9 protein-coding genes and 2 pseudogenes are annotated in these 13750 nt (G+C 67.0%); 9 read left to right on the forward strand and 2 right to left on the reverse strand.

The window, feature by feature from the left end; all coding sequences use genetic code 11:
- Position 1 precedes the first annotated feature (1 nt).
- The 4 genes and pseudogenes from ACOI2T_RS27625 to ACOI2T_RS27640 all read left to right on the forward strand — a co-directional run bounded on the left by ACOI2T_RS27625 (position 2) and on the right by ACOI2T_RS27640 (position 3673).
- Positions 2–439 (forward strand): RidA family protein, encoded by a 438-nt coding sequence (locus ACOI2T_RS27625; protein WP_067843067.1) that lies wholly within the window; start codon positions 2–4, stop codon positions 437–439.
- Positions 436–1110, forward strand: coding sequence for a DUF1028 domain-containing protein (locus ACOI2T_RS27630; RefSeq protein WP_409504592.1), 675 nt, complete (start codon positions 436–438; stop codon positions 1108–1110). Before ACOI2T_RS27625 ends, ACOI2T_RS27630 begins: the two co-directional genes overlap by 4 nt.
- Positions 1100–2257 carry a M20 family metallopeptidase gene (locus ACOI2T_RS27635; RefSeq protein ID WP_409504593.1) on the forward strand — a complete coding sequence of 386 codons (1158 nt, stop codon included), beginning with the start codon at positions 1100–1102 and terminating at the stop codon, positions 2255–2257. The genes ACOI2T_RS27630 and ACOI2T_RS27635 overlap by 11 nt, the downstream gene beginning before the upstream one ends.
- Positions 2254–3673 (forward strand): annotated as a pseudogene (locus ACOI2T_RS27640) (aspartate ammonia-lyase). The gene ACOI2T_RS27635 and the pseudogene ACOI2T_RS27640 overlap by 4 nt, the downstream one beginning before the upstream one ends.
- A gap of 5 nt (positions 3674–3678) precedes the next feature.
- On the opposite strand, the gene ACOI2T_RS27645 reads toward ACOI2T_RS27640, so the two are convergent.
- The gene (locus ACOI2T_RS27645) at positions 3679–4593 is read right to left on the reverse strand and encodes a LysR family transcriptional regulator (RefSeq protein WP_067843055.1); all 915 of its coding nucleotides are present in this window, start codon (positions 4591–4593) and stop codon (positions 3679–3681) included.
- A 47-nt stretch (positions 4594–4640) separates the two neighbouring features.
- Positions 4641–6158, reverse strand: coding sequence for an APC family permease (locus tag ACOI2T_RS27650; RefSeq protein WP_409504595.1), 1518 nt, complete (start codon positions 6156–6158; stop codon positions 4641–4643).
- Positions 6159–6623: 465 nt separating this feature from the next.
- Here ACOI2T_RS27650 and ACOI2T_RS27655 point away from each other — a divergent pair.
- The 5 genes and pseudogenes from ACOI2T_RS27655 to ACOI2T_RS27675 all read left to right on the forward strand — a co-directional run bounded on the left by ACOI2T_RS27655 (position 6624) and on the right by ACOI2T_RS27675 (position 13750).
- Positions 6624–8749, forward strand: a pseudogene (locus ACOI2T_RS27655) (oxidoreductase).
- Positions 8750–8758: 9 nt separating this feature from the next.
- Positions 8759–9118, forward strand: a complete 360-nt coding sequence (locus ACOI2T_RS27660) for a cupin domain-containing protein (RefSeq protein ID WP_067843049.1) — start codon at positions 8759–8761, stop codon at positions 9116–9118.
- 11 nt (positions 9119–9129) lie between these two features.
- Entirely contained in the window at positions 9130–10611 is a 1482-nt protein-coding gene (locus ACOI2T_RS27665; protein WP_409504597.1) for an aldehyde dehydrogenase, read from the forward strand.
- A gap of 191 nt (positions 10612–10802) precedes the next feature.
- Positions 10803–12203 carry a purine-cytosine permease family protein gene (locus tag ACOI2T_RS27670; RefSeq protein ID WP_409504598.1) on the forward strand — a complete coding sequence of 467 codons (1401 nt, stop codon included), beginning with the start codon at positions 10803–10805 and terminating at the stop codon, positions 12201–12203.
- Positions 12200–13750, forward strand: a complete 1551-nt coding sequence (locus ACOI2T_RS27675; protein ID WP_409504599.1) for a GMC family oxidoreductase — start codon at positions 12200–12202, stop codon at positions 13748–13750. The genes ACOI2T_RS27670 and ACOI2T_RS27675 overlap by 4 nt, the downstream gene beginning before the upstream one ends.

Here is a 13750-nt window from a genome sequence, read left to right on the forward strand (position 1 = left end):
AATGCCCGATATCGCAGCACCCACCCACACGCGTATCCGACCCTTCAACACCAAGGACACCTACCCCGAGCAGAACCTCGACAACGACCTGTGCCAGGCCGTCGTCGCGGGCGGTGTCGTCTACCTGCGCGGCCAGATCGGGCAGGATCTCGAAACCCGCGAGTCGGTGGGCATCGGCGACGTCGCCGCGCAGACCGAGAAAGCCATGAGCAACATCGCCATGCTGCTCGACGAGGCCGGCAGCTCGCTGCGCGACATCGTCAAGGTCACCGTGTATCTCACCGACATCCGCTACCGCGAAACCGTGTACCGGATCATGGGCCGCTGGCTCAAGGGCGTCTATCCGGTGTCCACCGGCCTGGTCGTGGAGGCGCTCGCCCGCCCGGAATGGCTCGTGGAAATCGACGCCACCGCAGTCATCAGCGAGGCAGCCAAATGACGTTCTCCCTTGTCGCCCGGGACCCCGCCACCGGCGCCTTCGGCATCGTGATCTGCTCATCGAGCCCCGCGGTCGCATCGCGCTGTGCCCACTGCCGGGCGGGCATCGGGGTGGTCGCATCGCAGAACGTCACCAACCCCGCCCTCGGCCCGCTCGTGCTGGACTCGCTGGCCACCGGGTCCGATGCCGAGGCCGCGCTCAAAGCCGCACTGGCCCAAGAACGATACCCCGACTACCGGCAGCTGACCGTCGTCGACGCCAACGGCAGCACCGCCGTGCACTCGGGCTCGAACAGCCTCGGCATCCACACCCACATCGAGGGCGAACAAGCCGTTGCCGCCGGCAATCTCCTGGCCGACGAGAACGTGATCGCCGAACTCCTTGGCGGCTACGCGAACAGCGCTGCCGCGGTATTCGAGGAGCGGTTGCTCGACGGCCTGCTGGCCGCGCTGGCCGCGGGCGGTGAAGCAGGTCCCGTGCACTCGGCGGGAATGCTTGTGGTGGAGGATGTTCCGTGGCCCGTGACGGATCTGCGGGTCGACTACTCCGACGACCCGATCGGCGATCTCGCCGCACTGTGGCGGCTATGGCAGCCGCAGAAGAACGACTACCGCGTCCGTGGCATCGACCCGACACAGGCCCCGTCATACGGAGTTCCAGGTGACCAGTAGCGATGCCGCCATCGCAGCGGGGGTCGCGAGGGCCCATCCGGGGCTCATCGGGCTGTCCCGTGACCTCTACGACCACCCCGAGATCGCCTGGGAAGAGGTACGTTCCGCGCGACGGGTGGCCGGGGCGCTGTCGGACGGCGGATTCGACGTCACCGAACGTTATTGTGACCTCGAAACCGCGTTCGCCGCGCGCATCGGCAGCGGTGACCTGCACGTCGCGCTGTGCGCCGAGTACGATGCGCTGCCCGGCCTCGGTCATGCCTGCGGCCACAACCTGATCTCTGCCATCACGGTCGGCGCCGCGCTTGCCCTGGCACCCGTCGTCGACGACCTGGGCCTGACGCTGAGCGTGATCGGGACGCCTGCCGAAGAGGGCGGCGGAGGCAAGATCGAACTGCTCGAACGCGACGGGTTCAGCGGGCAGCACGCGGCAGCAATGGTGCATCCTGGACCCGTCGACGTCGCGCGGGCCCGGCCGTTTGCCGTGTCGCACAGCCACATCGAGTATCACGGCAAGTCGGCCCATGCCGCCGCCTACCCCGAACGCGGCGTCAACGCGGCCGACGCGTTCACCATCGCCCAGGTGGCGATCGGGCTGCTGCGCCAGCAACTCCCGTCGTCGGTGCGGGTTCACGGGATGGTCACGCGCGGTGGTGAGGCTCCGAATGCGATCGCCGAACGCACCGAGGGCCGCTGGTATGTGCGCGCCGAGACGCTGGCCCAACTGGCCGAGATCGAACCGAGAGTGATGCGCTGCTTCGAAGCGGGCGCGCTGGCCTCCGGTGCGCAGCTCACCGTGACACCGGAGTCCAAGCCGTACGCGGAATTCCGGACCGACGACGAGCTCCTCGCGTGCTATGAGCGGCGCGCGACAGCCGTGGGCCGGCACTTCGCGACCGGACCCGACACCATGATGGCGCGGGCCTCCACCGACATGGGCAACGTCTCCCAGACGCTGCCCGCCATCCATCCCTACATCGGTATCGACTCGCTGCCCGCGGTCAACCACCAACCCGAATTCGCCGCTTCCACTGTCACTTCCGCGGCCGAGACCGCCATCGCACACGGCGCGCTCGCGCTGGCGGGCACAGTGGCCGACGGCGCATCCCTTATCCACATCCGGCAGCGATTGCTGAGCAAGCAATGACGTCCGTACGCCCGACGCGCACCGAGCACGATCTGCTCGGTGATCATGAGGTACCCGCCGACGCCTACTACGGCGTCCACACGGCGAGGGCGCTGGAGAACTTCCCCATCAGCGGCGTGCCGATATCCCGGCACCCCGACCTGGTGATCGCGCTGGCCGCGGTGAAACAGGCTGCCGCCGAGGCCAATCGGCAACTCGGCCAGCTCGACGACACAACCGCCGACGCGATCATTCGGGCCTGCACCGAGATCCGCGGCGGTGCGCTGCACGACCAGTTCGTGGTCGACCAGATCCAGGGCGGGGCAGGCACGTCGACCAACATGAACGCCAACGAGGTGATCGCCAACCGGGCGTGTGAGCTTCTGGGGCACGACCGCGGCGCCTACCGCATGGTGCATCCCCTCGAACACGTCAACCTCGGGCAGAGCACCAACGACGTCTACCCGACCGCCGTGAAGATTGCGCTGGGAACCGCGACCCGCACGCTCGAGCAGGCTTTGCGCGGCCTCGCCGATCACTGCAGCACCAAGTCTCTCGAGTTCGCCGACATGCTCAAGCTCGGCCGAACCCAGCTGCAGGATGCGGTGCCGATGACCCTCGGCCAGGAGTTCGGTGCGTTCGCGGTGACCATCATCGAAGACGCCGACCGGCTCCGCGAGGCGTCAGCCCTCATCGCCGAGATAAACCTGGGTGGCACCGCAATCGGCACGGGCCTCAACACGCATCCGCGCTACGCGGCACTGGTGTGCGAACGGCTGCGTGCCCTCACGGGCCTGCCGCTCACCACCGCGGGCAACCTCGTCGAGGCCACGTCCGATGTGGGTGCGTTCGTGCAGTTGTCCGGCGTGGCCAAACGCAGCGCGGTGAAGCTGTCGAAGATCTGCAACGACCTGCGACTGCTGTCCTCGGGACCACGCGCCGGCTTCGGTGAGATCAATCTGCCACCCGTGCAGGCCGGCTTCGAGCATCATGCCCGGGAAGGTGAACCCGGTGATTCCCGAAGTCGTCAATCAGGTCGCGTTCGAGGTGATCGGCAACGATCTCACCGTCACCATGGCCGCCGAGTCGGGGCAATTGCAGCTCAACGCATTCGAACCGATCATCGCCCGCGCGCTCCTGTCGTCGCTCACCCACCTGACGGCGGCCGTGGCCGTCCTCGGCGACCGCTGCATCGCGGGCATCACGGCGAACGCCGACCGCATGCGGCAAGCCGTGCTGCAGTCGGCAAGTATCGCCACCGCGCTGAACCCGGTGCTCGGCTACGAGGCCGCGACCGCTTTGGTCGCCGAAGCCATCGCGACCGGTGCGTCGATTCCGGAGCTCGTACGACGTTCGGCCCTCGTCGACGATGCGGTGCTCGACCGGGTGTTCAGCCCCGAGAACCTGTGCCGGCCCAACGATCCCCTGCGGCGGTGAGCTTTTCAGCGGCGGTCGGCGAAAATCGCGCGGGCCGCCTCGGCGACCGCTCGCGCCCGGGCAGTACTGCGCACCGACTGCAACCGCGCCAACACAACAGGTAAGCCAGGAAGGTCGTCACGGATGGGGACGACGCTCACCTCGCCGCCGTCGTAGGTGCCCCGGTGCGCCGGTATCTGGTTGAGGATCGAGAACCCGTGGCCGCGCGCGACCAGCCCGCGCACCGCCTCATAACTGGCCGACCGGTACCGGATCCGGGGCGTCACACCGGCTTTCGCGAGCATCGACTCGAAATAGTCGCGGCTGTCGGGCAGATCCAGCAACACCATGGGTTCGTCGGCAAGCTCGGTCAGCCGGATGGATTTCCGGCTCGCCAGCCGATGCTCGGGCGGCAATGCCACGTATGGCGCCGCGACGCCGAGCGGTTCGGCGTCGACACCACTTCCGAGCCCCAGGTCGTACGTGAGTGCGAGTTCAGCGGTTCCGTTGCGCAGCACCGTGCGGACCGCGTCGGCGGAGGTCTCGATGACGTCGACCTCGAGGTCGGGGTGACGGGCCCCGAGGTCAGACAGCAGCCGTGGCAATACGAACGGGGTCAATGTGATGAAGCACGCCAGCCGCACGGTTCCGTGCACCTGATCGACGCTGCCGCTGGCGCTGTCGAGCACCTCATCGAGATGGGCCAGCAGCGCCCGGGTGTCGCGCAACATCTCCTCGCCGGCCGCAGTCAGCGCGAGACCGCGCGCCCGGTGCCGGATGAACAGCTGTGTACCGATCTGCTGCTCGAGCTGGCTGATGGCGGCCGAGACCGCCGACTGTGCGATGTGGAGCTCGTCGGCGGCCTTGGTCATGGACAGGTAGGTGGCAGCTTTTACGAAGTACCGCAGCTGAGTGAGCGTGACGTCGGGACGTCTGCGCATGGTGTCACCCCTTACTCAGTCCCCTTCTGGGTCGCGGCCTATCAGCATTACAGCTGCGCGGCTTCCTTACCAGCGACCGAGCCGTCCAGCGGCGCGCCGACCGGTCGCTCGGCCCGCACCGGCCGCGCCCGGAGGTATCCCACCGCGCCGAGAATGCCCAGCACGGCCAAGGTGCCCAGGGTGAACACCTCGAACGTCAGCTGGCTGACACCCCAGGTCTCGACGAAGTCGTAGTCGAGGCCGAACAGCCGATCCAGCGTGCCGGGGAACACCGCCACCCAGGACCCCAGGGCCACCCACGCGAAGCACAACACGCCGAGGGCACGGAAGCCCGCGTCGCCGGTCGGCACCCGGAACGGCCGGGGCACGTCGGGGAAGCGTGTGCGCAAGCGAACCGCCGCCGGGATCGTGATGACGTAGCTCAGCAGGAACGTGGAGATCGAGATGCTGAGTACCACACCGAAAATCGCCGCGGACGATCCGGTGACCTGCATGGCGACCAGGCAGAAGACGGTCGCCACCACACCCGACAGCAGGTTGACGCGCACCGGGGTGCCCAGCTGCGGGTGGAACCGGCCGAAGAAACCGCCGAAGAACGCGCCGTCGGCCGCGGCCATGGCCTGCATGCGGTCACTGATGATCATCCAGGCCGAACCCTGCGTCATGAGCACGAGCGCGAAGACCACCCCGGTGATGGTGAGCATCGCCGGCGCGGCTGAACCGTACACGCTGAACACCGTCGACACAGCTTCCATGAGGCCGCCGATACCGGTGATCTGGTCTGCCGGCAGCACGATGAGGATCGCGAAGATCGGCAGGAGGTAGGCCGCCGCCGCGATGCCCGCGGAGCGGGCGATCGCGAACGGCACGTCGCGCGCCGGGTTCTTCATCTCGCCTGCGGCGCTGTTGCCGGACTCGAATCCGAGGTAGGAGAACAGCAGCAGCGGCGTCACACCGAGTAGCCCACCGATCGTAGGGGCGAAATCGCTGGCGGACAGCCCCGCGACCCCATTGCGGACGGCGTAGATCACCGTGGTCACGAGGAAGACGACCAGGAAGAGAATCTTCAGGATCGCGCCGATGTTGGGGATCCACTTCCCGTGCCGGAGGCTGATGATCGCGGCCAGCACGGTGAGCCAGATGAACACGAGTTTGAATCCGTAGTCGGCGAACGAGCCGTGCTCGAAGTGCATGACGTAGGTGCTCCACGCCTCCGAGGCGATGAAGGCCATCGACCCGCCGACCCACACCGGTTGCGTGACCCAGGTCAGCAGAGACGCGATCGCCGCGACGGGCCTGCCGAAAGCCTTGCGGCACCAGACATATACGCCGCCCTCACCGGTGAAGGCGGCGCCCGTCTCGGCGAAGATCAGCCCGTAAGGCACCAGGAAGAACACCGCGAGCACCAACGCCCAGGTGAAGGTCTCGGCGCCGAACCCGGATACCTGCCCGAGCGCTTCGATCGAGACGACGGCCGCGACGATCAGGAACACGATGTCGAGGCGACCCAGGGTTTTCTTGAGGTGTTTGACCTCGCGATCAGCCTGCGCAGTCTGTGTTTCCACTTGTGGTTCCACGGTGGACCCTCTGTTCTGGAGCGTGAATGTGATGGCCCCCACAGTGAGCCCACACCCCCACAGCTGTAAAACATTGTTTTCTGTGAATTCGCATCAGAATTTCCGATGAGGCGTACGTCCACCGGGCGGCCATATCCCTCCCCGGCGCACTGTGACGAACGTGCAGGGTTCTGTGCCGTCCGGGCGCAAATGCCGCAAAACGTTGCACGCTCGCCACAGCGTCTGGGCAGGGACACGCAGAGGCTGGGCACAACAACGCGGGCCGGGACGCCTGTTCCCCGGTCCAGGTCCGGCATCAGGAAACCCGTCCACACCGTGTTCCGTTCCGGACAAAATGCATCACCAAAACAGATGCAAAACCGCTGAAACCACTAGTTGACCGGGGTTTTGGAGCGCACCACGATAGCTGGTAGCCCAGGCGTGAGCCACGTCACGAACTTTAGGAATGACTCGATGCGAGACCCCCGGTACGACATCCTTTTCGAACCCGTACAGATCGGCCCGGTCACCGCGCGCAACCGCTTCTACCAGGTGCCCCACTGCAACGGCATGGGGTACCGCGACCCGTCGGGTGAGGCCTACATGCGCCGGATCAAGGCGGAGGGCGGCTGGGCCGTGGTGTGCACCGAGCAGGTCGAGATCCACCCCACCTCCGACATCGGCCCGTTCATCGAACTGCGGTTGTGGGACGACCAGGATCTGCCCGCCGTCGCCCGCATCGCGGACAAGATCCACGAGGGCGGCGCCTTGGCCGGAATCGAACTGGCCCACAACGGCTTGAACTCGCCGAACCTGATCAGTCGCGAAGCCCCGCTGGGACCGCAGAACCTGCCGGTCGTGTCGTGGAACTACGACCCGGTGCAAGCGCGGGAGATGACCAAGTCCGACATCGCCGACATGCGGTTCTGGCATCGCGAGGCCGTGCGCCGGTCACTGCAGGCCGAGTACGACATCATCTACGTCTACGCCGGCCACGCCATCGGCGGTCTGCACCACTTCCTGTCGCGGCGCTACAACAACCGCACCGACGAGTACGGCGGCAGCATCGAGAACCGAGCCCGCCTGCTGCGCGAGATCCTCGAGGACACCCGCGAGATGTGCGACGGCAAGGCCGCGGTGGCGTGCCGCATCTCGGTCGACGAGCTGCTCGGCGACGAGGGCATCACGCGGGCCGAAATCGAAGACGTGATCGGCATGCTCGGCGAGCACCCGGATCTGTGGGACTTCGTCTTGGGCAGCTGGGAGGACGATTCGGTCACGTCACGCTTCGGCCCCGAGGCCGAGCAGGAACCCTACGTACGCGGGCTCAAGGCGCTGACCACCAAACCCGTTGTGGGCGTCGGCCGGTTCACCTCACCGGACATGATGGTGCACCAGGTCAAGACCGGTGTGCTCGATCTCATCGGCGCGGCCCGGCCGTCCATCGCGGATCCGTTCCTGCCCAGCAAGATCGAGAGCGGCAACCTCGAGGACATCCGCGAATGCATCGGGTGCAACATCTGCGTGTCCGGGGACTTCACCATGTCGCCGATCCGCTGCACTCAAAACCCCACCATGGGTGAGGAATTCCGCCGCGGCTGGCACCCCGAGAAGATCCGCCCCAAGGCCAGCGATTCCTCGGTACTGGTGGTCGAGCCGGCCCGGCCGGGCTGGAGGCTGCCCGCTCGCTGGGCAACCGCGGCTACACCGTGAGCCTCGCCGAGGCCACCCGTACCCTGGGCGGCCGCGTCGCGCGCGAGTCGAAGCTGCCGAGCCTGTCGGCGTGGATCCGCGTCGTGGACTACCGCGAGCAACAGTTGGCCAAGCTCAGCAACGTCGAGGTCTTCATGCAGAGCGAGATGACCGCCGACGACATCATCGAAAACGACTTCAACCACGTCGTGATCGCCACCGGCGCCGGTTGGCGCACCGACGGTGTCGGCCGCTGGCACACCAAGCCGCTCGAAATCGCCGACGGCGCAGACATTCTGAGCCCCGACGACATCATGGCCGGCAGCCGCCCGCGCGGTCAGCGCGTCGTGGTGTTCGACGACGACCACTACTACATGGGCGGCGTGATCGCCGAGTTGCTCGCCAAGGAGGGCCTCGACGTCACCCTGATCACCCCCGCCGCGCACGTGTCGCAGTGGACCACCAACACGCTCGAGGTCGCTCGGATCCGCAAGCGCGTGATCCGGGCCGGCATCGATGTGCGCACCAACACCGCGGTCACGGCCGTCACGGCCGACGGCGTGCGGACCGCGTGTGTCTACACCGGTGACGAGGGCGCGGTGAGCGCCGACTCGGTGGTCATGGTGACCGCGCGCCTGCCCCATGACGGCCTCTATCAGGAGCTGTTGAGCCGCGAGGGCGAATGGGCGGACGCCGGCTTGCTGAGCGTGCGGGCCATCGGCGACGTGTGGGCCCCGGCGACCATCGCCGCAGCGGTGTGGTCGGGCCACCGCTACGCCGAAGAGCTCGACGAACCACAGTCCTTGGGCCCCGTGCCGTATCTACGCGAAACCGCAGAGCTCGCACCTGAAAATCGGGGCACCCGTGCCTATTTACCCATCACGCCGGCCCAGCCGGCCACCGTCTGAGGAGAATCCATGCCTGAACTGATCCCCGCCGGCCCCGACGCCGTCGCGGCCATGACCCCCAGCAGCTATGTCACCGCCGAAACCCTGCGCGAGGGTGACCCGGCAGAGACCGAGGCCGTGCACCTCGCCAGCTCCGACGAGAAGTTCACGGTCGGGTCATGGCGCGCCGAGCCCTACGCCGAGTTCATCGAGAGCTACCCGGGCGACGAGTACACCCGGGTGCTGGAAGGATCGATCACCCTGACCGGTGACGACGGCGTCGCCCACACCTTCGGCCCCGGCGACTCGTTCACCCTGACCAAGGGCTGGCGCGGCGAGTACCGCGTCACCGAGCCGCTGGTCAAGCAGTTCGCGATCTACGTCCCCTGAGAGGCAGGCACATGACGACGCTCGACGACTGGACCCGGCGTGCCGGTGAGATCACGCCGCGCACCGAGGTTTTCATCGACGGAAAGTATCGGGCCGCGCTGTCCGGCGCGACGTTCGACTCGGTGAACCCCGCCACGGGTGAACTGATCGCCTCGGTCGCCTCGGGCGACTCCGCGGACGTCGACGCGGCCGTGGCCTCGGCGCGCGCGGCCTTCGAATCGGGCGCCTGGTCGCGCACCTCGGCATCACACCGCAAACGTGTACTGCGGCAGTTGTCCGAGTTGATCCTGGCGAACGGCGAGGAACTCGCGCTGCTGGACTCGATCGACATGGGCAAGTTGGTCGCCGAAGCCCACACCGTCGATGTGCCATCGGCCGCTGAGCTTTTCGCGTTCTATGGTGAGGCCCTCGACAAGCAGTCGGGTGAGATCGCGCCCACCGAACCCGGAAATCTGGCACTGGTGACCCGCGAACCGCTCGGCGTCGTCGGAGCCGTCACGCCGTGGAACTTCCCGCTCGACCTCGCGGTGTGGAAGGTGGCACCCGCCCTGGCGGCCGGGAACTCCGTCGTTCTGAAACCCGCTGAGCAGGCGCCGCTTTCCTCTATCCGGCTGGCTGAGTTGGCAGTGGAAGCCGGCTTGCCCGAGGGCGTGTTCAACGTCGTTCCTGGGCTCGGCCCGACGGCCGGTGAGGCTCTGGGCCGCCACCCGGATGTCGACGTCATCGCATTCACCGGGTCGACCGAGACCGGCAAGCGTTTCCTGCGTTACGCGGCGGACTCCAATGCCAAGCAGGTGTGGCTTGAGTGCGGCGGCAAGAGCCCCAACCTGGTGTTCGCCGATGCCGATCTGGACGCCGCGGTGGACAAGGCGATCTTCGGGGCGTTCTACAACCAGGGTGCGGTGTGCTCGTCGAATTCCCGGCTGCTGCTGCACGACTCGATCGCCGACGAGTTCCTGGCCGAGCTCGTGAAACGCACGGCCGAGGTGCGGCCCGGCAATCCACTCGATCCCGCGTCCACGTTGGGCGCGCTCGTCGACGAGCACCACACCCGGCGGGTGATCGGGTTCATCGACCGCGCCCGCGCCGACGGCGAGATCCTCACCGGCGGGGCCCGCGAGACCGTCGACGGCCGTGGCTGTTTCGTGTCCCCCACGATCGTCGCGAACCTGCCTGCGACCGCCGAGCTGGTCACCGAGGAGGTCTTCGGGCCGGTGCTGGCCGTGCAGACATTCGCCGACGAGACGGAGGCGATCGCGATGGCCAATGACACCGTCTACGGTCTGGCCGCGTCGGTGTGGACCCGTGACCTCTCGCGCGCCCACCGGGTGTCCGCCGCGCTGCGGGCAGGCACCGTCTCGGTCAACACCGTCGACGCGCTGAGCGCACAGACACCCTTCGGCGGATTCAAGCAATCGGGATTCGGCCGCGATCTGTCGCTGCACGCACTCGACAAGTACACCGGCCTCAAGACGACCTGGATAGCACTGTGAACTGTTAGCCGCCAATCGAATTCGAAACACGGCGACAATGGTCCGGTAACGTTTTCGTCATCTCGAAAAGTGATGAATAACGTCGGAAATATGCATTTTGTGTTCACGGCATCAGTGCGAATACTGAATTGGTCGGAGTCGCGATCACCGGCATGATGCCGCACTGCCCGCACGAGAAAGCCACTCATCACATGAACGAGCAAACGCCGGTGCCGCCATCCGTGGAACGCAGGACCATCGAGCATGTTCCGCTCGACGAGCGGCATGGCCGCGCCCGTGACCTGTTCACCGTCTGGTTCGGCTCGAACATCATGCTGCTCACCATCATCACCGGTGCGCTGGCGACGACGGTGTTCGGTTTGCCGCTGTGGGCCGGCGCCTCGGCGATCGTGCTGGGCAACGTCATCGGCGGTGCGGTCATGGCGTTGCACGCCGCACAGGGGCCCCAGCTGGGTGTACCCCAGATGCTGCAGACCAGAGCCCAGTTCGGCTCGTACGGAAGCCTTCTCGTGGTCATCCTCGTGGTGTTCATGTACCTGGGCTTTTTCGCGTCCAATGCGGTTCTCGGCGGCCAGGCGCTGTCGAAGGTGACCGGGCTGCCGACCAACTGGTCCATCACGGTCATCGGGTTGATCAGCGTGGTCGCCACCATCGTCGGGTACCGGCTCATCCACCGCGTGACCGCGGTCCTGTCGGTCGTCGCGGGCGGAGCACTGGTCATCGCATTCGTCTGGATGATCTGGGTCAACGGGGTACCCGCCGACACCTGGCAAACCGACGGCTTCGGCTGGGCCGGATTCATGGCCACCTTGTCGGTCGCCGCACTGTGGCAGATCGCCTATGCACCTTATGTTTCCGACTACACCCGGTATATGCCCAAGGACACCGGCCAGCGCGCCGCGTTCTGGGGCACGTACGCCGGATGTGTACTGGGCTCCGTCCTGCCGATGTTGCTCGGGGTATTGGTGGGCGCCGCATTGCCGACCGATGACACACTCGTCGGGCTCTCCACGCTGACCCACGGAGTCAGCACGGGCGTGTTCGCGATCTTCGCGACCGGTATCGCGGCCACCAACGCCATGAACCTCTACTGCGGTTCGCTGTCGACGATCACGGTGGGCCAGAACCTGTTCCCACGCTGGCAGCCCGCCGCGATGAGCCGCGCGGTGACGGCGGTGGTCCTGTTCGTCATCGCGATCATCCCGGCACTGGTGAGCGCCGACGACTTCCTGGCCAACTACGCGAACTTCCTGGCGTTGCTGCTGTGTGTGCTGATCCCTTGGACCGCAGTCAATCTCGTCGACTACTACCTGCTGCGCCACGGCGAGTACGACATCGAAGCGTTGTTCGAACGGGATGGCGGCCGCTACGGTACGTTCAACTGGGTCGCGATTGCCTGCTACTTCATCGGCATCGCGGTGCAGATCCCGTTCCTGTCCACCACGTTGTTCACCGGTTTCGCGGCGGCGGCCCTCGGCGGGGTGGACATCTCGTGGATCGTCGGGCTCGCGGTCATCTGCCCGTTGTATTACGCGCTCATGCGCTCGAAGGTGTCGGCACCGGTGGCGCAGCCCGCGGTGGTGCGGGCATGAGCGAATATCTGATCGTCGGCGGCGGAACCGCCGGATGCATTGTCGCGGCCCGGCTCTCGGAAGATCCCGACATCACGGTCACGGTGCTGGAAGCAGGCCCCTCCGACCGGGACGAGCCCCGTGCCCGCGACATCCGCCGCTGGGCGGAGATGCTCGAGAGCGAATACGACCTCGACTACCGCAGTGTGCCGCAGGACCGGGGCAACTCCGGTATCCGGCAAGCCAGGATGCGCATACTCGGCGGCTGCTCGACGGCCAACACGATGATCACCTGGCGGCCACTCAAGGCCGATCTGGACGAATGGGCAGCCCTTGGTGTCACCGGGTGGGATGCCGCGACAGTGTACGGCGCCTTCGACCGGCTCCGCGTTCCGGTGGGACCGGTCGCCGACAAGGACCGCAACGCGTATGTCGGCGATGTCGTCGACTCCGCCCGGCGGGCGTTGGACCTCCCCGCCCGCCGGGCCTGGAACTCCGATCCCGAGTTCGCCGCCACCGGAATCGGCGCCGGCTTCTTCGAGATCGGCTACACGCCGGACAACCACTTGCGGTCCTCCACCTCGGTGCACTATCTGCATGACGCGATCGCCGACCGCGACAACCTCGTCGTCGAACACGGCAGGCTCGCCGAGCGGCTCGTGATCGAGGACGGCAGGGTCGTCGGGGTGATCACCCGCGACGACCACGGCGACCGTCGCGAATTCCGCGCCGAGCGCGAGGTCATCGTGTGCTGCGGTGCCATCGATACCCCAAAGCTGCTGCAGCTCTCGGGAATCGGCCCCAGTGACGTACTCGAAGCCGCAGGCGTGCGAACCGTGGTGGCATCCCCCGGCGTCGGTGAGAACCTGATGGACCACGCCGAGGGCCTGATCGTCTGGGAGGCCGGCGCCGACGTCCCCGGCACCTGCGCGACCGGATGGGATGCCGGTGCCGCGGTGCGTTTGTCGGACGACGGCCCCGCCCGGCCCGACGTGCTGATGCACTTCCCGGTCGAAGCCGTGGCCGATCACGCCGTGACGTACGGGGTGACGATGCCTGAGCGCATCGTGTCGATAGCACCGAACGTGGCGAAGCCGAGCAGCCGCGGACGGGTGTGGATCACCTCGGCCGATCCCGCCGACCGGCCGTCGATCGACTACCGCTACTTCACCGACCCCGACGGCCACGACGAGGCGGTCCTGATCGCCGGTATCCGGCTCGCCCGGCGCATCGCCGCGACCGAGCCGATGGCGGGCTGGCTGGTCCGCGAGGTCTTCCCCGGCCCGGACGCCCAGTCCGACGAAGACCTCTCCGAGGCGCTGCGGGCCACGCATCAAACCGTGTACCACGTCTCCGGCACCTGTCGGATGGGCGCCGACGGCGATCCGATGGCGGTATGTGACTCACAGTTGCGCGTCCGCGGGGTCGACGGTCTGCGGGTCGTCGACGCCTCGGTGTTCCCCACCATCCCTTCGGTCAACCCGGTCGGAACGATCATGGCGGTCGCCGAACATGCCAGTGCACTGGTGCTCGCCGACCGGCAGACCGTAAGCGTCGGCCGAGCCTGA

This window comes from Mycolicibacterium wolinskyi str. Jessa 2025 (assembly GCF_049241375.1).
GTDB classification, from domain to species: Bacteria; Actinomycetota; Actinomycetes; order Mycobacteriales; family Mycobacteriaceae; genus Mycobacterium; species Mycobacterium wolinskyi.

What these genes read in the sequence shown, in the direction of transcription:
- ACOI2T_RS27625 (WP_067843067.1), top strand. Translation starts at nt 2, where the DNA reads ATGCCCGATATCGCAGCACCCACCCACACGCGTATCCGACCCTTCAAC.
- ACOI2T_RS27630 (WP_409504592.1), top strand. Translation starts at nt 436, where the DNA reads ATGACGTTCTCCCTTGTCGCCCGGGACCCCGCCACCGGCGCCTTCGGC.
- ACOI2T_RS27645 (WP_067843055.1), bottom strand. Translation starts at nt 4,593, where the DNA reads ATGCGCAGACGTCCCGACGTCACGCTCACTCAGCTGCGGTACTTCGTA.
- ACOI2T_RS27660 (WP_067843049.1), top strand. Translation starts at nt 8,759, where the DNA reads ATGCCTGAACTGATCCCCGCCGGCCCCGACGCCGTCGCGGCCATGACC.
- ACOI2T_RS27665 (WP_409504597.1), top strand. Translation starts at nt 9,130, where the DNA reads ATGACGACGCTCGACGACTGGACCCGGCGTGCCGGTGAGATCACGCCG.
- ACOI2T_RS27670 (WP_409504598.1), top strand. Translation starts at nt 10,803, where the DNA reads ATGAACGAGCAAACGCCGGTGCCGCCATCCGTGGAACGCAGGACCATC.
- ACOI2T_RS27675 (WP_409504599.1), top strand. Translation starts at nt 12,200, where the DNA reads ATGAGCGAATATCTGATCGTCGGCGGCGGAACCGCCGGATGCATTGTC.